This is a genomic window from Actinomadura hibisca NBRC 15177, assembly GCF_001552635.1.
GTDB lineage: Bacteria > Actinomycetota > Actinomycetes > Streptosporangiales > Streptosporangiaceae > Spirillospora > Spirillospora hibisca.
In genome coordinates, this window is record NZ_BCRO01000071.1 from 51,728 (window position 1) to 76,580 (window position 24,853).

General features: G+C 71.0%; 25 protein-coding genes and 1 tRNA gene. 17 read left to right on the forward strand and 9 right to left on the reverse strand.

Annotated features, from left to right (window positions below):
• Positions 1-36 precede the first annotated feature (36 nt).
• Positions 37-1,035, forward strand: coding sequence for an alpha/beta hydrolase family protein (locus AH6_RS29375; RefSeq protein ID WP_067486301.1), 999 nt, complete (start codon positions 37-39; stop codon positions 1,033-1,035).
• A gap of 18 nt (positions 1,036-1,053) precedes the next feature.
• Here AH6_RS29375 and AH6_RS29380 read toward each other — a convergent pair whose 3' ends face one another.
• Entirely contained in the window at positions 1,054-1,770 is a 717-nt protein-coding gene (locus AH6_RS29380) for a TetR/AcrR family transcriptional regulator (RefSeq protein WP_067486303.1), read from the reverse strand.
• A 102-nt stretch (positions 1,771-1,872) separates the two neighbouring features.
• Here AH6_RS29380 and AH6_RS29385 point away from each other — a divergent pair, with 102 nt between their 5' ends.
• The 3 genes from AH6_RS29385 (at position 1,873) to AH6_RS29395 (ending at position 5,102) form a co-directional block, all read left to right on the forward strand.
• Positions 1,873-3,336: an MFS transporter gene (locus AH6_RS29385; RefSeq protein WP_067486305.1), complete on the forward strand. Its 1,464-nt coding sequence runs from the start codon at positions 1,873-1,875 to the stop codon at positions 3,334-3,336.
• Positions 3,337-3,420: 84 nt separating this feature from the next.
• A complete protein-coding gene (locus AH6_RS29390; protein WP_067486307.1) occupies positions 3,421-3,990 on the forward strand; it encodes an RNA polymerase sigma factor in 570 nt (189 codons plus the stop codon).
• A gap of 2 nt (positions 3,991-3,992) precedes the next feature.
• The gene (locus AH6_RS29395; protein WP_067486309.1) at positions 3,993-5,102 is read left to right on the forward strand and encodes a CU044_5270 family protein; all 1,110 of its coding nucleotides are present in this window, start codon (positions 3,993-3,995) and stop codon (positions 5,100-5,102) included.
• Between the two features lie 91 nt (positions 5,103-5,193).
• Here AH6_RS29395 and AH6_RS29400 read toward each other — a convergent pair whose 3' ends face one another.
• On the reverse strand, positions 5,194-6,726 hold the full coding sequence (locus AH6_RS29400) for a 3-hydroxyacyl-CoA dehydrogenase (RefSeq protein WP_067486311.1): 1,533 nt from the start codon (positions 6,724-6,726) through the stop codon (positions 5,194-5,196).
• A gap of 124 nt (positions 6,727-6,850) precedes the next feature.
• Here AH6_RS29400 and AH6_RS29405 point away from each other — a divergent pair, with 124 nt between their 5' ends.
• On the forward strand, positions 6,851-8,059 hold the full coding sequence (locus tag AH6_RS29405) for an acetyl-CoA C-acetyltransferase (RefSeq protein ID WP_067486313.1): 1,209 nt from the start codon (positions 6,851-6,853) through the stop codon (positions 8,057-8,059).
• Between the two features lie 35 nt (positions 8,060-8,094).
• On the opposite strand, the gene AH6_RS29410 is transcribed toward AH6_RS29405, so the two are convergent.
• A complete protein-coding gene (locus tag AH6_RS29410; protein ID WP_067486315.1) occupies positions 8,095-8,682 on the reverse strand; it encodes a TIGR03086 family metal-binding protein in 588 nt (195 codons plus the stop codon).
• 332 nt (positions 8,683-9,014) lie between these two features.
• Here AH6_RS29410 and AH6_RS29415 point away from each other — a divergent pair, with 332 nt between their 5' ends.
• From AH6_RS29415 to AH6_RS29425, 3 genes are all read left to right on the forward strand, one after another.
• Positions 9,015-11,156 (forward strand): (Fe-S)-binding protein, encoded by a 2,142-nt coding sequence (locus tag AH6_RS29415; RefSeq protein WP_067486317.1) that lies wholly within the window; start codon positions 9,015-9,017, stop codon positions 11,154-11,156.
• Positions 11,157-11,347: 191 nt separating this feature from the next.
• Positions 11,348-12,139: an excalibur calcium-binding domain-containing protein gene (locus AH6_RS29420; protein WP_083983588.1), complete on the forward strand. Its 792-nt coding sequence runs from the start codon at positions 11,348-11,350 to the stop codon at positions 12,137-12,139.
• 219 nt (positions 12,140-12,358) lie between these two features.
• Positions 12,359-13,090 (forward strand): ZIP family metal transporter, encoded by a 732-nt coding sequence (locus AH6_RS29425; RefSeq protein WP_067486322.1) that lies wholly within the window; start codon positions 12,359-12,361, stop codon positions 13,088-13,090.
• A 42-nt stretch (positions 13,091-13,132) separates the two neighbouring features.
• Here the strand turns inward: AH6_RS29425 and AH6_RS46140 are convergent, their stop codons facing one another.
• The 3 genes from AH6_RS46140 to dcd all read right to left on the reverse strand — a co-directional run bounded on the left by AH6_RS46140 (position 13,133) and on the right by dcd (position 17,000).
• Positions 13,133-14,887 (reverse strand): ABC transporter permease/substrate binding protein, encoded by a 1,755-nt coding sequence (locus tag AH6_RS46140; RefSeq protein WP_067486324.1) that lies wholly within the window; start codon positions 14,885-14,887, stop codon positions 13,133-13,135.
• Positions 14,880-16,097, reverse strand: a complete 1,218-nt coding sequence (locus tag AH6_RS29435) for a quaternary amine ABC transporter ATP-binding protein (protein WP_281180293.1) — start codon at positions 16,095-16,097, stop codon at positions 14,880-14,882. The genes AH6_RS46140 and AH6_RS29435 overlap by 8 nt, the downstream gene beginning before the upstream one ends.
• Before the next feature lie 327 nt (positions 16,098-16,424).
• Positions 16,425-17,000 (reverse strand): dCTP deaminase, encoded by a 576-nt coding sequence (dcd, locus tag AH6_RS29440; protein WP_067486326.1) that lies wholly within the window; start codon positions 16,998-17,000, stop codon positions 16,425-16,427.
• A 112-nt stretch (positions 17,001-17,112) separates the two neighbouring features.
• On the opposite strand from dcd, the gene AH6_RS29445 reads away from it, so the two are divergent.
• Positions 17,113-17,186: transfer RNA gene (locus tag AH6_RS29445), tRNA-Gly, on the forward strand.
• A 97-nt stretch (positions 17,187-17,283) separates the two neighbouring features.
• Here AH6_RS29445 and AH6_RS29450 read toward each other — a convergent pair.
• Complete coding sequence (locus AH6_RS29450; RefSeq protein ID WP_067486328.1) at positions 17,284-17,793, reverse strand: MarR family winged helix-turn-helix transcriptional regulator; 510 nt, start codon at positions 17,791-17,793, stop codon at positions 17,284-17,286.
• Positions 17,794-17,896: 103 nt separating this feature from the next.
• Here AH6_RS29450 and AH6_RS29455 point away from each other — a divergent pair, with 103 nt between their 5' ends.
• The 4 genes from AH6_RS29455 to AH6_RS29465 all read left to right on the forward strand — a co-directional run bounded on the left by AH6_RS29455 (position 17,897) and on the right by AH6_RS29465 (position 20,294).
• A complete protein-coding gene (locus tag AH6_RS29455) occupies positions 17,897-18,373 on the forward strand; it encodes a cupin domain-containing protein (RefSeq protein ID WP_067486330.1) in 477 nt (158 codons plus the stop codon).
• 39 nt (positions 18,374-18,412) lie between these two features.
• Positions 18,413-19,033 (forward strand): NAD(P)H:quinone oxidoreductase, encoded by a 621-nt coding sequence (wrbA, locus tag AH6_RS29460; protein ID WP_067486332.1) that lies wholly within the window; start codon positions 18,413-18,415, stop codon positions 19,031-19,033.
• A 300-nt stretch (positions 19,034-19,333) separates the two neighbouring features.
• Complete coding sequence (locus AH6_RS44220) at positions 19,334-19,528, forward strand: hypothetical protein (protein ID WP_157431797.1); 195 nt, start codon at positions 19,334-19,336, stop codon at positions 19,526-19,528.
• A 58-nt stretch (positions 19,529-19,586) separates the two neighbouring features.
• Entirely contained in the window at positions 19,587-20,294 is a 708-nt protein-coding gene (locus tag AH6_RS29465) for a YdcF family protein (RefSeq protein WP_067486334.1), read from the forward strand.
• Here the strand turns inward: AH6_RS29465 and AH6_RS29470 are convergent.
• Positions 20,257-21,045: a protein kinase domain-containing protein gene (locus tag AH6_RS29470; RefSeq protein WP_083983590.1), complete on the reverse strand. Its 789-nt coding sequence runs from the start codon at positions 21,043-21,045 to the stop codon at positions 20,257-20,259. The genes AH6_RS29465 and AH6_RS29470 overlap by 38 nt on opposite strands.
• A gap of 36 nt (positions 21,046-21,081) precedes the next feature.
• Positions 21,082-22,128, reverse strand: a complete 1,047-nt coding sequence (locus AH6_RS29475) for an FUSC family protein (protein WP_067486338.1) — start codon at positions 22,126-22,128, stop codon at positions 21,082-21,084.
• Between the two features lie 117 nt (positions 22,129-22,245).
• Between AH6_RS29475 and AH6_RS29480 the strand changes: the two genes are divergently transcribed.
• The 4 genes from AH6_RS29480 (at position 22,246) to AH6_RS29495 (ending at position 24,775) form a co-directional block, all read left to right on the forward strand.
• On the forward strand, positions 22,246-23,541 hold the full coding sequence (locus AH6_RS29480; RefSeq protein ID WP_067486340.1) for an acyltransferase family protein: 1,296 nt from the start codon (positions 22,246-22,248) through the stop codon (positions 23,539-23,541).
• On the forward strand, positions 23,514-23,777 hold the full coding sequence (locus tag AH6_RS29485) for a hypothetical protein (protein WP_067486343.1): 264 nt from the start codon (positions 23,514-23,516) through the stop codon (positions 23,775-23,777). The genes AH6_RS29480 and AH6_RS29485 overlap by 28 nt, the downstream gene beginning before the upstream one ends.
• A gap of 178 nt (positions 23,778-23,955) precedes the next feature.
• On the forward strand, positions 23,956-24,342 hold the full coding sequence (locus tag AH6_RS29490) for an ATP-binding protein (RefSeq protein WP_245679523.1): 387 nt from the start codon (positions 23,956-23,958) through the stop codon (positions 24,340-24,342).
• A gap of 100 nt (positions 24,343-24,442) precedes the next feature.
• The gene (locus tag AH6_RS29495) at positions 24,443-24,775 is read left to right on the forward strand and encodes an STAS domain-containing protein (protein ID WP_067486347.1); all 333 of its coding nucleotides are present in this window, start codon (positions 24,443-24,445) and stop codon (positions 24,773-24,775) included.
• The last annotated feature ends 78 nt before the right edge of the window (positions 24,776-24,853 follow it).

Genomic DNA, 24,853 nt, shown 5'->3' on the forward strand with positions numbered 1-24,853 from the left:
GTACGATCGTAGCTCAAGTGATAGAAAGGTGAGTCGATGCGTCCCAAGACCCGCAGATGGCTGGCAGCCCTGGCCGCCCTCCTCGCCATGACCACAGGCCTGGGCGGCGTGGTGATCTGGCAGAACTCCTACGCCATGCATGAACAGCGCGTCTCGATCAAGCACGGAACCCGCACCCTGACCGGCGTCCTGGCCACCCCCGACGACGGCCGCGCCCGGCACGGCCTCGTCGTCCACGTCCACGGCGACGGCCCCACCGACGCCACCCACCAGGACGGCTACAAACCCATGTGGGAGGCCAACGCCAAAGCGGGCTACGCCTCCCTCTCCTGGGACAAGCCCGCCCACTGGCTCGACCAGAGCATGGACGACCGGGCCGACGAGGTGACGGCCGCGATCGCCTGGGCCCGCGCCCGCCCCGACGTCGACCCCGACCGCATCGGTCTCTGGGGCACGAGCCAGGCGGGCTGGGTCCTGCCGAAGGTCGCCGCCAGAACGCCGGTCGCCTTCGTCCTGGCCGTCTCACCCGCGATCAACTGGCTCCGCCAAGGCCGCTACAACCTCCTGGCCGAACTGCGCGCCGACGGCGCGTCCCCGGCCCGCGTGCAGACCGAGGTCGCCAAGAGCGACACCGTCCGCGCCCTCCTGGACCGCCGCGCGCCCTACGCCGAGTACCGGACGGCCATGGGCGACGACGCCATGACCCCCGCCCGCTGGACCTTCATCACCAAGAACTACAGGTCAGACGCCACGAAAGACCTGCGAGCCCTGCGCGGAGTGCCGCTCCTGCTGATCCTGGCGGGCCACGACGTCAACGTGGACACCGCCGACACCGAACGCGTCTACCGCCGCGAACTCCCCGCCCACGCGCTGACGGTCAAGCACTACCCGGACGCGACGCACTCCCTGCTCAGGCGGTCGGTCGAACGCTCGAAGACCGCGACCGTCCTGACCGCCCTCTTCCGCCCCCGCGCCCTGTTCGCCCCCGGCTTCCTGGACGACCAGCGCCGCTTCCTGCAGGCGCTCGGCCGCTGACCATCCGCAGGCGCGCCCTCACCCCACCCGCTTCTCCAACCCGTCCAACACACTCTCCAGCCCGAACGTGAAGCGCCCCTCCAGCACCTCCGCCGTCTCGTTCGCCCAGATCTCCCGCGCGTGCGCCGCCAGCCTCGGATGCCGCCCCGCCACCGCCGCGAAGTACGGCTCCAGCTCAGCCAGGATCTCCGACGCCGTCTGCCCGCCCTGGTTCTTCATCCACGCCGACTCGCTCCCCGCCGCCCCGATCACGTAGTCCACCACCAGCGACAACGCGTACTCCAGCCGGAACCCCGTGAACCCCGCGTGCCCGAACGCCACCAATGTCCCCTCCAGCACCCGCGCCGCGTTCGGCCCCAGCAGCGGACGCGCCCCGAACTGCGTCATCGTCCACGGATGCCGGTGGATCATCGTCCGCAGGCTGCGCGCGTAGCCCTCCGCCGCCGGACGCCACCCGCCCGCCGCCTCCGGGTCGGGCACCTCCACCTCGCCCATCACCCGGTCCATCGCCAGTTCCAGCAGCTCGTCCTTGTTCGCGACGTGCCAGTACACCGACGTCGCCCCCGCGTTCAGCTTCGCGCCCAGCCGCCGCATGCTCAGGCCCGTCAGGCCCTCGGCGTCCAGCAGTTCCAGCGCCGCGTCCACGATCTGGTCGCGGCCCAGCGTCGGCTGGTCGCGGCGGTTCCTGGCGGGGCGTACCCAGACCGACACCGGCTGGGACGGGCGTGCTGCCATCGGGCCTCCTCGTCTCTCGCACACAGTATCGGGACTTGAACGGCGTACGAGGCGAGTCGTACAGTGTGCGAGCTAACTCGAACGCTGTACTAGAGGAGTGCCGTGACCCCCCATCCCCACCGCTGGCGGATCCTCGCCGTCCTGTGCCTCAGCCTGTTCCTGGTCGTCATGGACAACACGATCCTGAACGTGGCGATCCCGTCCCTGCTCACCGAGCTGGACGCCACCACCGCCGACGTCCAGTGGGTCATCGACGCCTACTCGCTCGTCTTCGCGGGCCTGCTGCTCACCGCGGGCAGCCTCGGCGACCGCTACGGCCGCCGCCGCGCCATGCTCATCGGCTTCACCGTCTTCGCCCTGGCGGCCCTCGCCGCCACCGCCGCCACCACGCCCGGCCAGCTCGTCGCGCTCCGCGCGCTGATGGGCGTGGGCGGCGCGTTCCTCATGCCCGGCACCCTGTCGATCATGGCCCAGGTGTTCCCCGAACAGGAGCGCGCCAAGGCGTTCGCGATCTGGGGCGGCACCGCCACCGTCGGCGTCGCCGCCGGGCCCACGCTGGGCGGGCTGCTGCTGGAGCACTTCTGGTGGGGCTCGGTCTTCCTGATCAACGTGCCGGTGGCCGTCGTCGCCGTGCTCGGCCTGCTGCTGGTGGTGCCCGAGTCGCGCGGCCCGCGCCGCCGCCCCGACGTCGCCGGGGCCCTGCTGTCCACGCTCGGCATGAGCGCGCTGGTCTGGGCCGTCATCTCCGGCCCCGAGCACGGCTGGACGGGCCCGCGCTCGCTCGGCGGCCTGCTCGTCGCCGCCGCCGCGCTCGCCGCCTTCGCCGCCTGGCAGCACCGCAACCCCGAGCCGATGCTCGACCTCGCCCTGCTGCGGCGGCGGCGCTTCTCCGGCGCGGCCGTCATGATCGCGGTGTTCGGGTTCGCGCTGGCCGGGACGTTGTTCGCCCTCACCCAGTTCCTCCAGATGGTGCTCGGCTACCCGCCCCTGCGCGCCGGGATGGCGCTGCTGCCCGTCGCCGTCGCCGCCATGGTGGGCAACGGCCTGGGCGCGGCCCTGGAGGGACGGATCGGCGGCGTCCGCGCGCTGGTCACCGGGTTCGTCGTGCTCGCGGCCGGGTTCGCGTGCCTGGCGGTGGTCGGACCCGGCGACGGCTACCTCGCCGTGCTGCCCGGCCTGCTCGTCCTCGGCTTCGGCTCCGGGCTCGGCGCGCCGCCCGCCTACAGCACGCTGATGTCGGCCGTCCCCGACGAAGAGGCCGGGATCGGGTCGGCGGTCAACGACGCGGGCGGCGAACTCGGCAACGCGCTGGGCGTCGCGGTCCTCGGCAGCGTCATCTCCGCCGCCTACGCCCGCGCCCTCCCCGACGGGACGCCCGGCGCGGCGCGCCACTCGCTCGGCGAGGCCCTGGCGCTCGGCGACCCCGCCCTCGCCCGCGCCGCGCGGGACGCGTTCGTGCACGCTCTGTCGGTCGGCGCGCTGGCCGCCGGAACGATCACACTGGTCGCGGCGGTCGCGTCGGCCGTCGTCCTGCGGCCCGCTGAAAAAATCCACGAACCGATGTGAAAGCGATCGGCCGGTGTGACGGAGTACGGGTGTTCCCCGACCCCGGAGGTGCTTGATGCCGGACCCCACCCCAGGGGCGGCCGCGTGACCGCCCCGCCCGACCTCGCCGCACCGGCCGACGAAGAGCTCGTCGCCGCGTCGCTGCACGACCCCGAGAGCTTCACGGCCGTCTACGACCGGCACTACCCGGCCGTCTACCGCTACGTCGCCGGGCGGCTCGGCACGCAGGCCGCCGACGACGTGGCCGCCGAGACCTTCCTGATCGCCTTCCGGCGGCGCGCCACCTTCGACCCCGTCAAGGGGGCGCTGCGGCCCTGGTTGTTCGGCATCGCCACCACCCAGATCGGCCAGCACCGCCGCGCCGAGACCCGCCGCTACCAGGCGCTGTCGCGGGTCGGGGCCGAGCCGGACGCCGCCGGGCACGAGGAGCGCGTGCTCGCGTCCGTGACCGCCGAGCGGCTCCAGCCCAAGCTGGCCCGCGCCCTCGCCAAGCTCTCCCGCAAGAACCGCGACGTCGTGCTGCTCAGCGCGCTCGGCCAGCTCACCCACGAGGAGATCGCGGCGGCCCTCGGCATCCCCTACGGCACCGTCGGCTCCCGCCTCAGCCGCGCACGCCGCACGCTGCGCGCGGCCCTTGGCCAGGAAGGACTTTAACGATGGACGAAATGCGAGCGATCGCCGACATGTTGGACGCAACCCCTTCGGAGCAGAGCACCATGCGTGGACGCAACCGTCTGACCACCGAGATCCGCAACCCCGAGGCCGGGAACGGCGCGCAGGCCACCGGACGCCGGCGGCTGCGCTGGCCCGTCCTCGCCGGTGCCGGGCTGGTCACGGCCGCCGCCGCCGCCACCGCCGCCGCCATCGTCGTGCCGTCCGGCGGCGCGGGCACCGGCACCCCGGGCGGGACGCCGGTCGCCGAGCCCATGACGGCCCGGACCGTGCTGATGTCGGCCGCCGAGCGCGCCGAGGCCGCGCCCGCCACCGGCCGCTACTGGCACGTGCGGACCCTCGGGGCCCACCCCGTCCAGGTCGGCCCGGCGAAGAACCGCTACTGGATGGAGCGCCTCCAGATCGAGGAGAGCTGGACCGACCGCGACGGCCGCTCCTGGAGCGGCTACCGGGAGATCGGCGCGCGCCCCTTCACCGCCGCCGACAACCTCGCCTGGAAGCGCGACGGCCAGCCCGCCAAGTGGGACCTGGGCGTCGGCGACACCGCCGACCGCGCGCGCCTCACCCTCCAGACCAAGCCCAAGGCCGGTCTCCTGTCCAAGATCCAGTCCTCGCACACCTTCAACGTGTGCGACAAGAACATGACGTTCAAGCAGCTCCAGGCGCTGCCGACCGACCCGGCCGCCCTCAGGGCCGCCGTGACCAAGGCCATGAACACCAACGACGACGCCCCCGTGCCCGCCGACGGGCGGCAGGGCTTCCTCCAGTCCTGCCTGACCGGCCTGCTGGTGGACGTGCCGGTACGGCCGCAGACCCGCGCCGCCGCCTTCCGCGCGCTGGCGGCCATGCCGGGCGTGAAGGCGACCGGCGCGACCAAGGACGACCGGGGCCGCCCCGGCGTCGGCCTCTCCGTGCACGCCGGGGGCAACGGGCCGCTCATCCGCCTGGTGATCGACCCCAAGAACTCGCTGGTGTTGTCCCAGTCGGTCGAGCAGGTCGGGAAGCTGGCGGTGCTGAAGGGCAAGTCGAAGCGCCAGTCCTACCTCCAGGTCGGCTGGAGCGACGCGGCCCCGGCCGTCCCGTCCCTGCCCTGACCGGCACCCCCTGACCGGCACCCTCTGACCGGCACCGCCCCGCCCTGACCAGCGCCTCCCCGCCCGGAGCCACCGGGCGGGGAGGTCGCTCCTACAGGTCGGACGGCGACGTGCCCGCCTCCGTCAGCGGCAGGCCCAGCGCCGCCCGCTCCGTCAACCACCGGCTCGGCCGGTAGCGCGGGTCGCCGGTCGCGTCCCGCATCCCTCGCAGGATCTCCGCCACCCGGCCCGCCCCCGCGTGCTCGCCCCACTCCAGCGGGCCGCGCGGGTAGCCCAGGCCCAGCCGCACGGCCGTGTCGATGTCGGCGGGCGTGGCCAACCGTTGCTCCGCGATACCGCTCCCCACGTTGACGATCGACGCCAGCAACCGCTGCGCCACCGACGCGGGCCCGTCCCGCACGATCGTCACCGGACGGCCCGTCGCCGCCAGCGCCGCCCACGCCGCGCGCCCCGCCTCCCGGTCCACGCCCGGATGCACGGCCAGCGTCAGGCGTGTGAAGAACTCACCGAACGGATCGATCCCCAGCACCCGTTCGGAAGGAAGACCTTCCGCCAGCGCCACATCCAGCGCGCTCCGCCCGTGCGGCGCGACCAGCACCACCGCGTCCGCTGACGGCGTCTCGCCCGTCTCGACCTCGACGTCGCCGAGCAGCGCGTGCAGCCGGTCCCGCACCCCCGGCTCGGTCTCGTGCACCCACACCGGCCGCGTCACGCCCGGAGCCTCCGCCTCCGGCGGCTCCTCCTTCGTCCCGCCGGGATAGGCGTAGAAGCCCTCCCCGCTCTTGCGGCCCAGCAGCCCCGCCTCCGTGCGCGCCCGCGTGATCCGCGACGGCCGCAACCTCGGCTCCCCGTAGAAGCCGTCCCAGATGCTCTCCAGCACCGGATGCGACACGTCCAGCCCGGTCAGGTCCATCAGCTCGAACGGGCCCATCTTCAGCCCGAGCACGTCCCGCGCGATGCGGTCCACGTCCACCGGCTCGGCGACGCCCTCCGCGAGGATCTGCAACGCCTCGGTCACCAGCCCGCGCCCCGCGTGGTTCACCAGGAAGCCCGGCGTGTCCGGCGCGAGCACCGGCTCGTGCCCGAGCCGTCGAACGAGGTCCGCGAGCGCCGCCGGAATCCATCCGGCCGTCCGCGCCCCCGGGATCACCTCCACCAGCCGCATCAGCGGCACCGGATTGAAGAAGTGCAGCCCCGCCAGCCGCGACGGGTCCGCCAGCGCCGCCCCGATGGCCGTCACCGACAACGAGCTGGTGTTCGTCACCAGCACGGCGTGCTCCGGCGCGACCTTCTCCAGCGCCGCGAACAACTCCCGCTTGGTCGCCAGGTCCTCCCGCACCGCCTCGATGATCAAGTCGCAGTCCTGCAACGGCGTCAGCGGCTCCCCGACCGGGTACAGCCGCGCCTTGGCCGCCGCCGCGTCCTCGGCCGTCATCCGCCCCTTGGCGGCCAGCCGGTCGAACATCCCGCCCACGTACTCCACGGCCGCGACCACCGCGTCCATGCGCTGGTCGGCCAGCTCGACGGTCAGCCCGCCCGCCGCCGCGAGCTGCGCGATGCCGCGCCCCATCACGCCGGTGCCGATCACCCGGACCCGTCCGGCCCGCTCCGCCCACCGCTCCATCCGCGCCTCCTCAGCTCGCCTCACCGCATTCAACCGCCCGCCGGACGGCCACCCCGCCGCCGCCCCCGGACCGGAGGGACATACCCTGCGAAAGGCCCTGCCATCGAGCACCGAGGAGCCCGCCATGCGCGAAGCGGTGATCTGCGAGCCGTCGCGTACCCCGATCGGCCGGTTCGGCGGGGCGCTGAAGTCCGTCCCGCCCGCCGCGCTCGCCGCCACCGTCGTCCGCGCCCTGCTCGACCGCACCGGCCTGCCCGGCGACGCGGTCGACGAGGTGATCCTCGGGCAGTGCAACCCCAACTCCGACGCCCCCGCCATCGGCCGCGTCGCCGCGCTGGACGCGGGCCTGCCCGTCACCGTCGGCGGCAGCCAGGTGGACCGCCGCTGCGGCTCGGGCCTCCAGGCCGTCCTGGACGCCGCGATGCAGGTCCAGACCGGCGTCAGCGACGTGATCATCGCGGGCGGCGTGGAGAGCATGAGCAACGCGCCGTTCTACACGACCTCGGCCCGCTGGGGCGTGCGCGGCCCCAGCCTCGAACTGCACGACGCGCTGGCGCAGGGCCGCGTCACGGCGGGCGGCGTCAACCACCCCGTGCCCGGCGGGATGCTGGAGACGGCCGAGAATCTGCGCCGCGAGTACGGCATCGGCCGCGCCGAGCAGGACGAGCTGGCCGTCCGCTCGCACCAGCGCGCCGTGGCCGCGCAGCGGGAGGGCCGTTTCGCCGACGAGATCGTTCCCGTGACCGTGCGCTCCCGCAAGGGCGACACCGTCGTGGACACCGACGAACACCCGCGCCCCGACACCACCGTGGAGGGCCTGGCCGGGCTGCGGCCCGTCCTGGGCAAGGCCGACCCCGACGCCACCGTCACGGCGGGCAACGCCAGCGGCCAGAACGACGCGGCCGCCGCCTGCGTCGTCACCACGCCCGAACGCGCGGCGGAACTCGGCCTGCGTCCCCTCGTCCGCCTCGTGTCCTGGGGGCGCGCGGGCGTGCCGCCGCGCACGATGGGCATCGGGCCCGTCCCCGCCACCGCGAAGGCCCTGGCCGCCGCCGGACTGTCGCTGGCCGACCTCGACCTGATCGAGCTGAACGAGGCGTTCGCCGCCCAGGTCTTGGCCGTCACCCGCGAATGGGGCCTGAAGGACGCCGACTGGGACCGCGTCAACGTCAACGGCTCGGGCATCTCGCTGGGCCACCCGGTCGGCGCGACGGGCGCGCGCATCCTGGCCACGCTCGCCCGCGAGATGCACCGCCGCGAGGCCCGCTACGGGCTGGAGACGATGTGCATCGGCGGCGGCCAGGGCCTAGCGGCGATCTTCGAACGCGTCTGACCGGCGACGGCGGCCTGGCCGCTGACCCGCAGCGCCTACCGTCCGGCCGCCCAGTCCGGGTCGCGCCCCGACAACCCCACCAGCCGCTCCAGCGGGGCGGCGTCCGCCGGGACCGCCACCGGCGGCCCGAACGGCGCGCCCTCCGGCATCTCCCCGGCCGCCGGGTCGAACAGCCCCATGCACGCCTCGACCACATCGTCGGACACCCGGTACGGCTGGCCGGTGGCGCGCGCGACGTCCCAGCCGTGCACGACGACCTCGTCCAGCGCGATCAGCCCGGCCAGCTCGCCCGGCAGGTCGATCCCGCCCGCCTGCGTCATGCCCTCCCACGCGGCCGGATCGCGCCACGCCTCCGCCAGCGCGGTGAGCTTCTCGGGGACGCGGGTGCGCCACTCGGCGTCCAGCCGGGAACCGTCCACCGACGGCGGCGTGGACGGGCCGTCGGCGAAGTCCTTGGCGGCTGCCCGGGTGAAGGCCGACGCCAGCCCGTCCACATGGTCGAGCAGGTCGGCGACGGTGTAGTCGGGACAGGGCGTCGGCGCGGTGAGCTGGTCGTCCTTCACGCCGGAGACCACCTCGGCCAGCGCGCGGGCGGCCTCGCCCAGGTCGATCGGTCGGGACATCGGGAATCCCCTCCTCTTTACCGGTACGGACTCGGGCGGAACGGAGAACTCATCGGTGCCGCACCGCGGGGTGTTACCCGCCGATCGCCGTGTTCTAAGGTGGCCCGCGCGGAAAGAGTGGCCCAGAGCACGTTCCCGGCCCGGCCCGGGAGGTTTGCACCGGGCCCGGCGCGCCTATATACAGCGCCTGCACGTGATCGCGTTGCGTGTCGGGCCGGTGCCGTGTATGACGCCTAAGCTACTCCCGAGTAGTATTCGGGGCCCGGATGAAGTGCAGTCTGTCGCGAGCCCTACGCTGACAGCCGACGCCCGTACCTCAGGAGGACGGAACAGTGCTCTGGCTCATAACGTTGCTGATCGGCCTGGCCGGTACAGCGCTCACGTTGGCGCTCGCCGGCAAGCGGGTGCTCTTCCTGTGGAAGCTCTTCAAGACCGGCCAGCCCGACCCCGAGCGCGTCCTTCAGGTCAAGCGTGACAAGAAGGGCGACGTCGAGGGCCAGGTCACCGAGGTCCTCGGTCAGCGCAAGCTGCTGAAGTGGACCGTGGCGGGCATGGCGCACTTCGCCGTCATGTGGGCCTTCTTCCTGCTGGCCACCGTCTACCTGGAGGCCGGCGTCCAGCTGGTGTTCGGGCTGGACGCGCACATCCCGTTCCTGCAGACCTGGGGCCCGATCGGCTTCGTCCAGGACACCATCGCGCTCGCCTGCGCGCTCGGCCTGCTGGTCTTCGCCATCATCCGCGTGAAGGACTCGCCCAAGCGGCTGGACCGCAAGTCCCGGTTCAAGGGCTCGCACACCGGCGGCGCGTGGCTGATCCTCTTCATGATCTTCAACGTCATCTGGACGATGTTCTTCTTCCGGGGCGTCGAGGCGGCCCGCGACGGCCTGTCCTACGGCAAGGCCGCCTACTTCTCCTGGCTGGTCGGCCAGCCCATGAAGGGCATCGGCGACAACGCGCTGGAGGTCATGGAGGCCGTCGGCCTGCTGCTGCACATCGGCGTGGCGCTGGTCTTCCTGGTGATCGTCGTCAACTCCAAGCACCTGCACATCTTCATCGCGCCGCTGAACGTCATGTTCAAGCGCCGCCCCGACGGCCTGGGCGCGGCCCAGCCGATGATGAGCCAGGGCAAGCCCCTCGACTTCGAGGAGGCCGACCCCGACGAGGACACCTTCGGCCGCGGCAAGATCGAGGACTTCACCTGGAAGGGCTTCCTCGACATGGCGACCTGCACCGAGTGCGGTCGTTGCCAGTCGCAGTGCCCGGCCTGGAACACCGGCAAGCCGCTGTCGCCGAAGATGGTGATCCTGGAGCTGCGCGACCACGCGTTCGCCAAGGCCCCCTACATGATCGCCTCCGAGGAGGAGCGCGCGAAGTTCACCGACGAGCAGAAGCTCGCCATGCAGGTGGACAAGGAGCTGGTCGCCGAGGACGGCGTCATCCACCCCGACGTGTTGTGGTCGTGCACCAACTGCGGCGCGTGCGTCGAGCAGTGCCCGGTGGACATCGAGCACATCGACCACATCCTGGACATGCGCCGCTTCCAGGTGATGATCGAGTCCTCGTTCCCGTCCGAGGCCGGCGTCATGCTCAAGAACCTTGAGAACAAGGGCAACCCGTGGGGCATGTCGGAGATGAAGCGCCTCGAATGGATCGAGGAGCTGGACTTCGAGGTCGAGGTCGTCGACGAGAAGATGCCCGAGGACATGGAGTACCTGTTCTGGGTGGGCTGCGCGGGCGCCCTGGAGGACCGGGCCAAGAAGACGACCAAGGCCGTCGCCGAGCTGCTGCACATCGCGGGCGTGAAGTTCGGCGTGCTCGGCCCGATGGAGGCGTGCACCGGTGACCCGGCCCGCCGCCTGGGCATGGAGTTCGTCTTCCAGATGCTCGGCCAGCAGAACGTGGAGACGCTGAACGACGCGGGCGTCAAGAAGATCGTCGCGACCTGCCCGCACTGCTTCAACACCCTGGCCAACGAGTACCCGCAGATCGGCGGGAACTACGAGGTCGTCCACCACACCCAGCTGCTGGCGCACCTGGTCGAGGAGGGCAAGCTCACCCCGGTCACCCCGATCGAGGAGAACATCACCTACCACGACCCCTGCTTCCTGGGCCGGCACAACAAGGTCTACAAGCAGCCGCGCGACATCATGGCGCACGTCCCGGGCGTCAAGACGCAGGAGATGCACCGCCACAAGGACCGCGGCTTCTGCTGCGGCGCGGGCGGCGCGCGGATGTGGATGGAAGAGCGCATCGGCAAGCGCATCAACACCGAGCGCGTGGACGAGGCGCTGGAGACCAACCCCGACACCGTCTCGACCGCCTGCCCGTTCTGCCTGGTGATGCTGGGCGACGCGATCAACGAGAAGAAGAACGAGGGCCAGGCGAAGGAGACGCTGGAGGTCGTGGACGTCTCCCAGCTGCTCATCCGCTCGATCAAAGGGGGGGCGGCCAAGGAGTCCGTCGCCGCCGAGTAGGCCCGAGGACGACGTTCCGCACTGGCGGGGATTCCGAAGTCCCTGGCCGCCGGAGAGACGTCCTGGACCCTGAACGCCGAACGGCCCCGATCCCGCCAGGGATCGGGGCCGTTCGCTATGTGTCCGTACCTGGACACAGCGGGTTCACCGTTCTTCCTGTGGCAAAACCCCGCCTTCGGGACCATTGGCCAATGCCCGGTCGTAAGCGTCTCCTGATGGCCCTGCCCCTTCTCCTCGCCCTGGCGGGCTGCGAGTCCGTCACCGCCGACGCCGGCGTCAAGGAGACGGCCTCCGCCTCCGCCTCGGTCCCGGTGCCCGACTACACCGGGCAGGCGCTGAACGACGCCAGACGCGCGGCCGGACGGGCGGGCTTCAAGACCGACTCGCACGACGCGACGGCGGGCGACGCCTCCCAGTGGGCCGACGGCAACTGGCAGGTGTGCTTCCAGCAGCCCGCCGCCGGGACCCAGGCCGTCCCCTCCGCCACCACGATCGACTTCGCGGTGGTGCGCCGCGGCGGGCCCTGCCCCCAGGCGGACGGCCAGGCGCCCGTCTCGCCGAAGGCGCCCAACGTCGTCGGCCGCTCGTTCAAGACGGCCTCGGCCCTCTTCCGCAGGGTCGGCGTCACGCGGGTCGAGGCCGCCAGCGCCTACACCGACGTCCAAGTCCCAGCGGCGGCCGAGGCGTGGAAGGTCTGCTTCCAGGACCCGGAGGCGGGGGAGGAGATCACCGAACCCACCACCACGCAGGCCACGTTGACGCTGGTCAGAAGCGGTACCCGGTGCCCGCAGGACCCGTACGGCGAGCTGCGCCGCAAGCCCGCCGCTCCGCCCGCCCCCAAGCCGCGCGAGGACAGCGGCGGCAGCACCTACTACGCCAACTGCGCCGCCGCCCACGCCGCAGGAGTGACACCCCTCCGGACGGGCGACCCCGGGTACAGCCGCAAGCTCGACCGGGACGGCGACGGCGTCGCCTGCGAATAAAGCCCAGCAAGGTGTACGCAACGGGTGTACCGGGCACGACAGTCACGTCACGGTCGTCCCGTGACGACCACGCGCCCCGTTCCGGCTTGTCCGCGCCTCAAGCCGGCCCGGGGCGCGGTCGTGCCCGCCCCGGCCGGTCAAGCGATCTCTAGGGGTTCATGGGGCGGCGGTGGGCGCCACCGGCCGCCACCAAGCGGGGGCGGCTTGTAGAAACGAGGCATGGCGCTCGTCCTGTCCGTGGTGGCCTTCCTGATGACCCTGGTCGGGGGTCTGGTCGCCATGCGCGTGCGGGACCACCGGCACCTGGTGCTGGGATTGGCGGGCGGGCTGATCCTCGGCGTGGTCGCGTTCGACCTGGTGCCGGGGGCGCTGGAGATCTCGTCGGCGAGCGTGCTGCACGTGCCCGCGCCGATGGTCGGGTTCGCGGGCGGCTTCCTGCTGCTGCACGTGATCGAGCAGGCCGCCGCCATCCACCGGGGCCACGAGCACGAGTACGCGCCGCACACCCACGCGTCCGGCGCGTCGGGGCTGCTGGCGGCGGGCGCGCTGGTCGGGCACAGCTTCGTGGACGGGCTCAGCATCGGGCTGGGCTTCCAGTCGGGCACCGAGGCCGGGCTGCTGGTCGCGCTGGCGGTGATCGCCCACGACTTCGCCGACGGCTTCAACACCTTCACGGCCGCGTCGCTGCACCGCGCCGACCGGCGGCCCGCGCTGGCGCTGCTGGGCGCCGACGCGCTCGCGCCGATCGCCGGGGCGCTGGTGACGCTGGTGGTGACCGTCCCCAAGCCGGTGCTGGGTCCCTACCTGGGGTTCTTCGCGGGGGTGCTGCTGTACCTGGCGGCGGCGGAGATCCTGCCGGAGGCGCACAGCGGGCACCCGAGGGTGATGACGCTGCTGAGCACGGTCACGGGCGTGGTGATCGTGCTGTTCGTGGTCGGCCTGGCGGGCTGAGCGACGGCGGGCCGCCCGGCCGCAGCCGGACGGCCCACCGGGTCAGCCCGTGATCTTCTTCAGGAAGTCCGGGTTGGCCTCGACCCACTCCGCGACGCCCTGCGCCTCGCGGCCCTTGTACTTGTTGACGACCAGGTCCTCCAGCGGGAAGAGCTGCTCGTCGGTCATCGTGAACTTCTTCAGCCAGCCGGTCAGCTCGGGGAAGTCCTTGGTGAAGCCCGGACGGCCCAGCATGGTGAGCTTCTCGGCGTCGCCGAACGCCTTCTGCGGGTCGGCCAGCGGCTTGATCGGGAACTTCGTGTAGGCCCAGTGCGGCTTCCACAACGTCACCACGATCGGCTGCTTGGCGTTGGCGGCGCGCGTCAGCTCGGCCAGCATCGCCGGGGTGCTGCTCTGGAGGAGCTTGAACTTGCCGGTCAGCCCGTAGGCGGGCATCACCTTCTCCTTGACGATCTTCATCTCGCCCGCGCTGGGCTCGATGCCGACGATCCGGCCCTGGTAGCGGCCCGGGTTCCCGGCGATGTCGGCCGTGCTGTTGGCCGGGTCGTCCTTCAGCACCGCGAGCTGCATGCTGCCGTTGTCGTACCAGACGCCGATCTTCTCCAGCTTGTCCTTGTACCTGCCGTAGTAGTCGGCGTGGGTGCCGGGCAGCCAGGAGTCCAGGAACACGTCCACATCACCCGAGGCGAGCCCCGAGTACAGCGGGCCCGCGTCCACCTGCTTCATAGTGACGGCGTAGCCCTTGTCCTCCAGCGCCCGCTTCCACAGGAAGCTGATCGCGATGCCCTCGTCCCACGGGACGTAGCCGATGGTGACCTGCTTGCCCTCGGTCTTGCCGCCGGTCAGCGCGAACCCCGTCGACACGAGCGCCAGCACCAGCGCGCCGCCCAGCGCGAACGCCGGGCGCGGCCGGAAGTGCAGGACGGCGTTCCACCCGCTGTGCGAGACCGCCGCGGCGCTGCGCCGCGCGACCGGGCTGAGCCGCCCGCCGAGCGCGCCGGTGAGCCGGTCCAGCGTGATGGCCAGGATGACCACCGACAGGCCCGCCTCGAAGCCCTTGCCCACGTTCAGCTGCGTGATCGCGCCGAACACCTCCGAGCCCAGGCCGCCCGCGCCGACCATGCCGGAGATGACGACCATGGACAGCGACAGCATGATCACCTGGTTGACGCCGGTCATGATCGTGCCGAGCGCCAGCGGGAGCTGCACCCGCAACAACGTCTGGCGCGGCGGGGTGCCGAACGCCTCGGCGGCCTCCACCATCTCCTTGTCGACCTGGCTGATGCCGAGCCGGGTCAGCCGCACGCCGGGCGGCAGCGCGAAGATCATCGTGGCGATGACGCCGGGCACCTGGTCGATGCCGAAGAAGAACACCGCCGGGATCAGGTACACGAACGCCGGCATGGTCTGCATGAAGTCCAGCACCGGCTGCACGACCGCCGCGACCCGGGGCCGCCGCGCAGCCCAGACGCCCAGCGGGACGCCCACCAGCAGCGCGCCGAAGCTGGCCACCAGGACCAGCGCGAGCGTCTGCATGGCGGCGTTCCACTCGCCGAGGTTGTCGATCAGCAGCAGGCCGACGACGCTCAGCACCGCGAACACCGGGCCGCGCAACCACCAGCCGAGCAGCGCCACGATCGCGACGATCACCAGCAGCGGCGGGCCGGTCAGCACCGACTCCAGCGCGTCCACCAGGCCGCCGACCACGGTCTTGATCGCGTCGAACACGGGCCGGCCGTGCTCGGTGAGGTAGGCGACGCCGTCGTCCACCCAGTCGCCGAGGGGGAGCTTAGCCATGGCTGGCCACCTCCTTACCCGCCGGGACCAGCGCTCCGTCGAGGTCCCCCGTGCCGCCGTTGAGGTTGCCGAGCGCCGCCAGCAGGGTGACGCGCGGGATGACGCCGAGCAGCCGCCCCGCGCCGTCGGCGACCGGCACCGGGATGACGCTCTCGGCGCAGCGGGTGAACAGCTCGGCCAGCGGGGTGTCGGGGTCCACCGGGTCGAGGGCGGTGTCGATCAAACCGTCGAGCGAGTTCACGCCGTCGCGCACGGCCTGGGCGGCCTGCTGCGCGTAGACGGCGCCGATCAGCCTGCGGTCGCGGCCGACGACGAACGCGCCCGCGGTCTGGCTCTCGCGCATGGCGCGGACGGCGGCGCGCGGCCCGTTGCCGGGGTCCACGATCGACAGCGGCTTCTCCATGACCGACGCGGCGGTCAGCACGCGGGCGCGGTCCACGTCGGCGACGAACTGCGCGACGTAATCGTTGGCGGGATCGGTCAGGATCTCCTCGGGAGTGCCGATCTGCATGACGCGACCGCCCCGCAACATGGCGATGCGATCGCCGATCCGCATGGCCTCGCCGAGGTCGTGCGTGATGAACACGATCGTCTTTCCGAGATCGCTCTGGAGTTCCAGCAAAAGCTCCTGCATCTCCCGCCGGATGAGCGGGTCCAGGGCGCTGAACGCCTCGTCCATCAGCATGATGTCGGTGCCCGCCGCCAATGCGCGGGCGATGCCGACGCGCTGCTGCATACCGCCGGACAATTCGTTGGGGAGCTTGTCCTCCCACCCGTCGAGCCCGACCTTGGCCAGGAACTCGCGGGCCGTCCTCAACCGTTCCGCCTTGGGAACGTTCCGGACCTCCAGCGGGTAGGCGGCGTTCTCCAGCACGGTCCGGTGCGGGAACAGCGCGAAGTGCTGGAACACCATGCTGATCTTGCTCTGGCGCAGCTCGCGCAGCGCCTTGGGAGCGAGCCCGGTCAGCTCGGTGCCGTCGACGAGGATCTGGCCCGACGTCGGCTCCAGGAGCCCGTTCAACATGCGGATCAGCGTGGACTTGCCGGACCCGGACAGGCCCATGACCACGAAGATCTCGCCCTGCCGGACCTCGAACGAGACGTCCACGACGGCGGCGGTCACCCCGAGCGCGCGGACCTCCTCGGGTCCGGCGCCGGCCGCGATCCTGCGCGCGGCCTCACCGGCCTTGCGGCCGAACAGCTTGGTCACTCTCTCTGCGCGGAGTATGGACACGATCTCCTCCCGGGCCTCCGCCGCCTGCGGTCAGGGGGCGGCACCCGGCGGATGCCGCCCCCTGACCGGAGGCGCGCGGAAACACAATCAAGCGCGTTCTTCGGACGGCAGGTGAAGTCCACACCAAACAGGCGTCAACCGTTCACCTGGCCTATGCGTCGCTTGAAGCTACCCGTAAAGAGAAAAGGTTTCATCTTTAGGTGAAGTGCATCACAACGAGGTTTAGAACGACCTCTCCCTGGTCAAAGGGGCCGCCACCCACACAAAAGGGGCCGTCGCCAGCGACGGCCCCTTGATCGAAAGTCACACCTTGGTGCGATGGAAATTCATGTAGGAACGCGACGGCGTGGGCCCGCGCTGCCCCTGGTAACGCGACCCGTACTCGGCGGACCCATAGGGATGCTCGGCCGGAGAGCTGGCCCGGAACAGGCACATCTGGCCGATCTTCATCCCCGGCCACAACTTGATCGGCAGGGTCGCGACATTGGACAGCTCCAGCGTCACGTGCCCGGTGAACCCGGGGTCGATCCACCCGGCCGTCGAGTGCGTGAGCAGCCCGAGCCGCCCGAGGCTGGACTTGCCCTCCAGCCGCGCCGCGAGATCGTCGGGCAACGTGAACACCTCGTAGGTGGAGGCGAGCACGAACTCCCCGGGATGCAGCACGAACGCCTCGTCCCCCTCGGGCTCGACGAGCCGCGTGAGGTCCGGCTGCTCGACGGCGGGGTCGATGTGCGGGTACCGGTGGTTCTCGAAGACCCGGAAGTAGCGGTCGAGCCGGACGTCCACACTGGACGGCTGGACCATCTCGGCCTCGAACGGGTCGATCTTCACCCGCCCGGACTCGATTTCGGCCCTGATGTCACGATCGGAGAGCAGCACGTCAGAAAAGCTACCGGCTCGGCGACCCCCCGCGCGCCAAGCCGTCCCCGACTCGCCAACCCGAGGTTTTCCGGTACGATGTGCGAGCAGCGGTCTCCAGGGACCACGGCACGCGGATGTAGTTCAATGGCAGAACTTCAGCTTCCCAAGCTGATAGCGCGGGTTCGATTCCCGTCATCCGCTCCACCCGACGAAGCCCCAGCTCCCAGAGCCTGGGGCTTCGTCGTTCCCGAACCTTCCCGGCTGCCGCGTCCCGCAAGGGGACGCCGAGCGCACCCAGGGATCAGTGGCCGGTACGGGCGGGTGTGTCCCCCCGGGCTTCCAGCAGCGCGGCGAGCGCGGCCGTCAGGTGCCGGTGTTCGGCGGCGTCCAGGCTCTCGATGAGGCGGGCCTCGTTGGCCAGGTGGAGGGGGAGGACCCGGTCGATCACCTCCAGCCCCAACGGGGTGAGGCGGATCTTGACCGAGCGGCGGTCGGTGGCGTCGGGCACGCGGTCGACCAGCCCTTTGGCCGCCATGCGGTCGACCCGCAACGTGATCGCCCCGGTGGTGACGAGGGACGCCTTGAGGAACGTCTTGGCCGTCAGCGCGTAGGGCTCTCCGGAGCGCCGCAGCGTGGACAGGACGTCGAACTCGCCCGGCTCCAGATCGTGCTCGTCGAGGAGGTCCTTGATCTCCTTGTCCCAGAGCCGGGCCAGCCGCATGACCCGACCGACGACGCCGATCGGCGAGACGTCGAGATCGGGACGTTCCCGGCGCCACTGCTCCAGTACCGCCTCCACCGCGTCCGCCATGGTTCCTCCTCCAGCAGATAGATGAGCACTCATTTAGTTGACATTCGCGCAAGCACTAATTAGCTTAGCGGTCATCTAGTCAGCCCTCGTCCAAGGAGCGACCATGTCCTATCCTGCCGCCCGCTACCTCGGTGAGCACGGCGAGGTCAACGCCGGCTTCCGGCCCGCGACCGCCGAGCCCGACTTCGTCTCCGGGAGCACCACCTACCACTACCTGTCCACCACCGCCTCCACCGGCGGTGAGTACGGCCTGTACCGGGTGGACATGGGACCGGAGGCGGTCGGGCCCAGCACGCATTTCCACCGGTCGATGTCGGAGTCGTTCTTCATCCTGTCCGGCACGATGCGGCTGTTCGACGGCCGGCGCTGGATCGACGCCACTTCCGGCGACTACCTGTACGTGCCGGTGGGCGGGCTGCACGCCTTCCGCAACGAGTCCGGCGAACCCGTCTCCATGCTCATGCTCTTCGCCCCGGGCGCGCCTCGCGAGGAGTACTTCGAAGGCGTCACCGAGCTGGCCGGCCTCACCGAGGAGGAGCGCGCGGAGTTCTTCCGCCGCCACGACAGCTTCTTCGTCTGACCCTGATCCGTCGTCCCCATCCACGAAACGAGCGTTCCCATGACCAACGTGGCCGTCATCTACTACTCCTCCACCGGGAACATCCACGCCATGGCGGAGGCCGCGGCCCGAGCCGCGGAGAAGGCGGGCGCCGACCAGGTCCGTCTGCTGAAGGTCGCCGAACTGGCGCCCGCCGCGGCCGTCGAGAGCAACCCGGCCTGGGCCGAGCACGCCGCGGCCACCGCGGACGTCGCCGAGGCGAGCACGGCCGATCTGGAGTGGGCCGACGTCGTCCTCTTCGGCACCCCGACCCGGTTCGGCCTTCCCGCGGCGCAGCTGAAGCAGTTCATCGACACCACCGGCGGCCTGTGGTCCCAGGGCAGGCTGGTGAACAAGGTCGTCTCCTCGTTCACCTCGACCGCGACCGGTCACGGCGGCCAGGAGAGCACCCTGCTGGCGCTCAACAACACCTTCTACCACTGGGGCGCGATCATCGTCCCGCCCGGTTTCGCGGACCCCGTCCAATTCGATCCGGCCAACGGCAACCCCTACGGGGCGAGCAGCGTCTCCGGCTACGCCCCCCGCAACGTCGCCGACGCCAATCTCGCCGCCGTCGAATTCCAGACCCGCCGGGCGGTCGAGATCGCCGCAGCGCTGCGGCGCGGACTCCTCAACACCTGAACCCCGACCACCACCCCGCAAAAAGGATCACCATGGCAGTGACGACAGCACCGCCGCCACCCGCCAGGTCCCCGTGCCGGCCTCGGTCAGCGCGGCGCTCCCCGCCAGGCGCGGGACAACCAGCGCTGGGCGAACGGACGCGACGCCGGACACCTCGACGGCAGGCTCAGGGGAGATCCGCCGCACGTCGGCACACCGGACATCACGATTCCGATCAACGGTTCCACCGGCGCGTGGACCGCTCACGAGCCGACGCCGCGGGAGCTGGACACCGTCCCCGACCACGGACAGGGCGCCAGCTTGGCGGCTGACAGCCCGGTGCAGCGGGTGCGGCTAGCCACCGCCCACGCTCACATCCTCCTGTCGGACACCGGTACCCGCGACGACGGACACCAGATGCTGGAGAAAACCAGCGCCTTGGCCGCCGCCAACGGCCTAATGCATCAGCGGCGCAGCATCCAGACGATTCACCGTGACTTTGAGCGCGCCGGTTAACAACCGACCTGCGAAAAGACACCATGGGAAGCGCCGATCAACGACGCGAGGGGACTCCGTGACGCACGACAGTGCCGCCACCACCGGCGAGGTCACCGCCGCCCACCTGGCCGACGCCCAGCTCATCTGGGACTACCACCTGATGGGTCACGAGTTGAAGCCTTGCTCCGCCGCGATCGGTCTCGGCAGCCACGACCTGGGAGTGGCGACCTTCGCCGCCGAGCTGTTCCACCAGGGGCTCTTCAAGACGTTGGTGTTCTCCGGCGGCAACAGCCCGACCACCGTTGCCTACTTCCCGCGCGGTGAAGCCGTCCACTACCGCGAACACGCCATCGACCTCGGCGTCCCGAACGAAGCGATCATCGTTGAGCCACAGGCCGCCAACACCGGGCAGAACATCACTTACTCCCGCGCGGTCCTCGCCGCAGCCGGGATCGAGCCCGAATCCCTCATCCTGATCTCCAAGCCGTACATGGAGCGCCGGACCTTCGCCACGGCTCGCAAGCTCTGGCCGGAGGCAGAGGTGATCTGCACGTCCGAACCCCTGTCCCTCACCGACTACCTGACCTCGATCGGCGACGAGAAGCTGGTCATCGACATGCTCGTCGGCGACCTGCAACGCGTCATCGAGTACCCCGCGCTCGGCTTCGCCGTCGTCCAGGACGTGCCCGAGGACGTTGAAGCCGCCTACCATCGCCTGGTCGCGGCCGGTTTCACCGGCCGACTCCTCACCACGGATCCGTCAGCAGCAAAACCAGCACCGTGACCAGCAGCGCCGCCAACCCCGCCAGGGCGATGATCAGCCAGTCCAGCAGGTCGCGGCCCTCGTCCTCCTCCGGCGGCATCAGTGCCGCGCCCCGCAGGTGGTCCAAGGCCTGGCGCGCGGTCGGACGGCGGGACGGGTCCTCTTCCAGAGCCGCCTCCACCAGGTCATAGAGCGGGTCCGGGACGTTCTCCGAATCCAGCGTCCCAGTGCACGCGAACACCATCGTCTCCGCCCAGCCCCGCACGTCCGCCGGTGCGGTCGCCCGGACGAGCCCGTAACCCGCCAGCCGTGGCCCGTCCGGCCCCATCAGCACGCTGTCCGGCTTGACGTCTCCGTGCACCACTCCGGCTTCATGCAGCGACACCAACGCGCTCAACGTCTCCGTCGCCAGCCGTTCCAACGCCGTATCCGGCACGGGCCCGCGCGCCTCCACCGCCTGACGCAACGACGGGCCCGCCACATATTCGCTCACGATGTAGGGGCGGTCTCCGATCCAGCCCGTGTCCAGAACCGAAGCCACGCCCACCAAAGCCAACCGCTGCACGTACAGGTACTCATGGGCGAAGCGCCGTGCCGCCTGCTGGCGTTCCTGCGAACTCGGCCGGTCGAACGGCCGCATCAGCTTCACCGCCACCTGCGCACCGTCCGGCGCCGTGCAGAGGTAGACCGGGCCCTGCGCGCCCCCACCAAGCCGCCGCGTCACCCTGTGCACGCCGATCTCCCGCGGATCGCCCGGCCGGAGTTCCCACATGCGCGCCCCCTTGGTTTGGGGGATCTTAGCCAGGGGTCAATGCAGCGGCGTGTTCAGGTCGTCCAGCATGAGTTGGCTCAGCCGCAGCAGTTCCTTCTGCGGGTCCCACAACCCCGGCGGATGGGTGCTGGTCTCGCGGTAATGGGGCTCTTCCAGCGAACGCTGCGTGTGCTGCGCCTTCACCATCGGTTCGAGTTCCTGCTCCTGCGCGCGGGGGAGGTCCCGCACGGTTTCGGCCAGCAGGCATAACTGGTGCGCGTATTCGCGCAGAAACGACGGGTCCACCGAGGCCCCGTCCACTTTCCTCAGGGCGTCGGCAATGGAACGCGTATAGGCCACGCCCCGCTCCAGCACGCTCATCATCTGCGGCGTTCCCCACGGCTCCCAACGGCGTTTCGTACGCGGATTGCCGCGCAGGCTGTCGCTGCCCTGGTCGCAAGCCGAACGCGCGTACCGGACGCTGCGCAGCAGCCGGTTCTCCTGCTGCTGCCACCGGTTGTCCCAGCTCTCGAAGTCGTCGGTCGCGGTCGCCATGTCCTCCAGCACGGCGGCCAGATCGTGCCGCAACTCCTGGACGGCGTAGTCCGCGCCCCGCAGGTGCAGCGGCGGGAACAGCAGCGAATTCACCGCCAACCCCGTGACGAGCCCGACCGCCACGTCCACCAGCCGCGGCTCGACGTACGGCAGCACGTCATGACCGCCCATCAGCAACGTGAACAGCGCCGTGAACGGGATCTGCGCGCTCTGCTCCCCGAACCACGGCAGCTCGCCCACCAGCAGCGCCAGCACGATCACGACGGCGATCCCGACCGGCCCCGGCCCGATCAGGAGCGCGACCGGCACCGCCAGCAGCGCCGCGACCACGAAGCCCGCCGCGTACGCCACACTCTCCCGCAACGAGCGCGCCACCGTCGGATAGACGCCCAGCAGCGCGGCCAGCGGCGCGAAGTAGGGCTGGGAGTGCCCCACCAGGTAGGTCGCCGCCAGCCAGGCCAGCACCGACGCCAGCGCGGCCTTGACGATGAGCTGCCCGCGCTCCTTCCGATGCTGGCGGACGCTGCGGGCCGCGGGCCTCAGCTCCATGACCTGGGACGAAGATGAACGATTCTCATGGCGGCGCCCATGCCCGGGTGGACAGACCCCTAACTTTCAGGAACCTCACCGTCAAGCCCCCATCAAGCGCGCCTATGGTGGCTAGGAATGGTTGCCGGCACTCTCGCTCCCGCTGTCCATCCGACCACTCCGACCGTCCCGAGGCCCCGCCGCCTCGACTGGCTCGACGGCCTCCGCGGCCTCGCCGCCCTGGTGGTGGTGTTCGAGCACACGCTGAACGTGCTGTTCCCGGAGATCCGCCACTCCGCCAGCCCCTGGTTCGACTTCGGCCGCTACGGCGTCTTCGTGTTCTTCCTGGTCAGCGGCTACATCGTGCCGCTGTCGCTGGAACGACGCGGCAACGTCCGCGAGTTCTGGGTCGGCCGCCTGTTCCGCCTCTACCCGCTGGCGGCGGTGGCCGCCCTGCTCGGCGTGCTCCTGGCGGTGACGGCGGTCGCCTGGCCGTTGCCGTCCGGCGTGACCGAACGGCCCTGGGTCACCGCGCTGGCCCACCTGACCATGCTCCAGGACCTGCTGGGCACGCCCAACGTCGTCAACGTGTTCTGGACGCTGTCCTACGAGATGGTGTTCTACCTGCTCATCACGGCCCTGTTCGTGGCCGGGGTGCGCCGGGCCAGCGCCGGAATCGCCGCCGGTTTCGCGGCGGGAGCGGTGCTGGTCGGCGCTCTGCTGCCCACCGCGCTGCTGGCGGGCTGGTCGCAGGCGGGCACCGTGCTCGGCGCGGCCGTGCTGATGGCGGGCGGCCTGCTGGCGGTGATGAGCCGCGGCCGCGCCGCACGCCGCGCGGGCTGCGTGACGCTGGCCCTGCTGGCGCTGGTGCTGCTGGCGTTCAACAACCGGGTCGGCGGGACGGAGAGCCTGGCGATCATCGCGACGATGTTCGCCGGATCGGCGCTGCAAGAGATCCAGCAGGGCCGCCTGCCGCGCGTCCGGGCGACGCTGCTGGCCGCGCTCGTGCCGCTGCTGACCGTCGCGGGCGGCGTCCGCGCGGCCGTCGACGGGCAGGGGGAGTGGGGCTGGCCGGTGGCCGTCGCGGCGGCATGGCTGACGTTCCTGCTGGGCCTGGCCGCACGGCACCGCCGGATCCCGCGCCCGCTGCCCTGGCTCGGCGTGATCAGCTATTCGATCTACCTGCTGCACCAGCCGATCGTGCAGATCGTGTGGCGTCTCACCGGCGACCCGGAGCAGACGGCGATCACCGAACGGATCGCCTGGGCGGTGGTGCTGGTCGGCTGCGTGCTCGGCGCGTCCGCGCTGACCTACCGGTACGTCGAGCTGCCCATGCAACGGCTGGGCCGCCGCGTGGCGCGCCGCCCCTCCGGAGAGGCGGCCCGAGGCCCCCTACACTCGCCCGTATGGACCTCAGGGACGCGACGCGGATGATCCTCACGGAGTCCGCCGGTTATCCGGAGCTGCTGCGGATCACCCAGCACAGCTACGAGGAATTGTCAGCCGGACGGGCGGTGCCGCACACGGTGCTGAGCGGCGTGCTGGCCGAGGCGACCCGCGAAGACGTCCTCGGCACGCTCAAGGAGCGGTACGGCGCGGAGGCCGTGGACGGCATGGTCGCCGTCCTCGCCCGAGAGATCGACCGGCAGGCCCCCGCCGCCCGCCGCTGATCCGGGAAAGGCGCCCGGTTCCATTCCGGTCCGCCGCCGAAAGTGTGGCGGCACCAGCCGACAGATGACCCTGGGGCGCCCGTCACATTAGCGCTACGTCGCGTTTCCGCCGTTCCCCGCCGGGCAGGACGCCACTGTCGAGGGGAACGGAGGCGCGAGCGTGAACATCGTGCTCGAAATGACCTTGCCGAGGGACGCCGGCAGCGCACCGCTGGCGAGGCACACGCTGGACGCCTCACTACGCGGCCTGGGGGTCGGCGCCGATATCCGCGCCGACATCGCCCTGGCACTGGGGGAGGCGTGCGCCAACGTGATCCAGCACGCCCGCGCCAGCCGCGAGTACGAGGTCAAGGTGCGCCTGGACAGCAAGCGCTGCGAGGTGGACGTGATCGACGGGGGCCACCACACCGACCCGACCGCGACCTGGCACGGCGAGGGCTCCCCGAACGCCGAGCACGGCCGCGGCCTGCACCTCATCGGAGCCTTCACCGAGGACCTGTACATACAGGACCGACCCCACAACAATGGCGCAATAGTACATTTCGCAAAAACGCTGGCAAGCTAATAACTTTTCTCCACTGGAACGACATTCTTCCGCCGAAGCTGCATCAATTGACGGCCGCTTTTCGGTAGTGTCATCGAAAATGACGCCCAGAGGAGAAACCGTGGACTTCAGCGCGGGCCACCGCCGCTATGGCGAGCACACGATCGTGGCACTTTCCGGCGACATCGACGTCAACACGAGCCAGCGCCTGCGCGAGGTCCTGATCGACCTGGTCGACAACGGGGCCCGCAGCCTGATCGTGGACCTGGACGGGGTGACCTTCCTGGACTCGACCGGCCTGGGCGTGCTGGTGGGGATCTCGCACCGCCTGCGCGCGGCGAACGGGACCCTGTCGTTCGCGGGCGGCAGCGAGCGGGTGCGGAACGTCTTCCACGTGACGCAGCTGACCAAGATCTTCCCCCTGCACCCCACCCTGGAACGCGCCCTCTGCTGACCCCGACAAGCCGACTCAGGAGCCCCCCAACACCGCAGCACGTATACATAAGGGCGGCGGAGCCCGGCCACCGGGCCC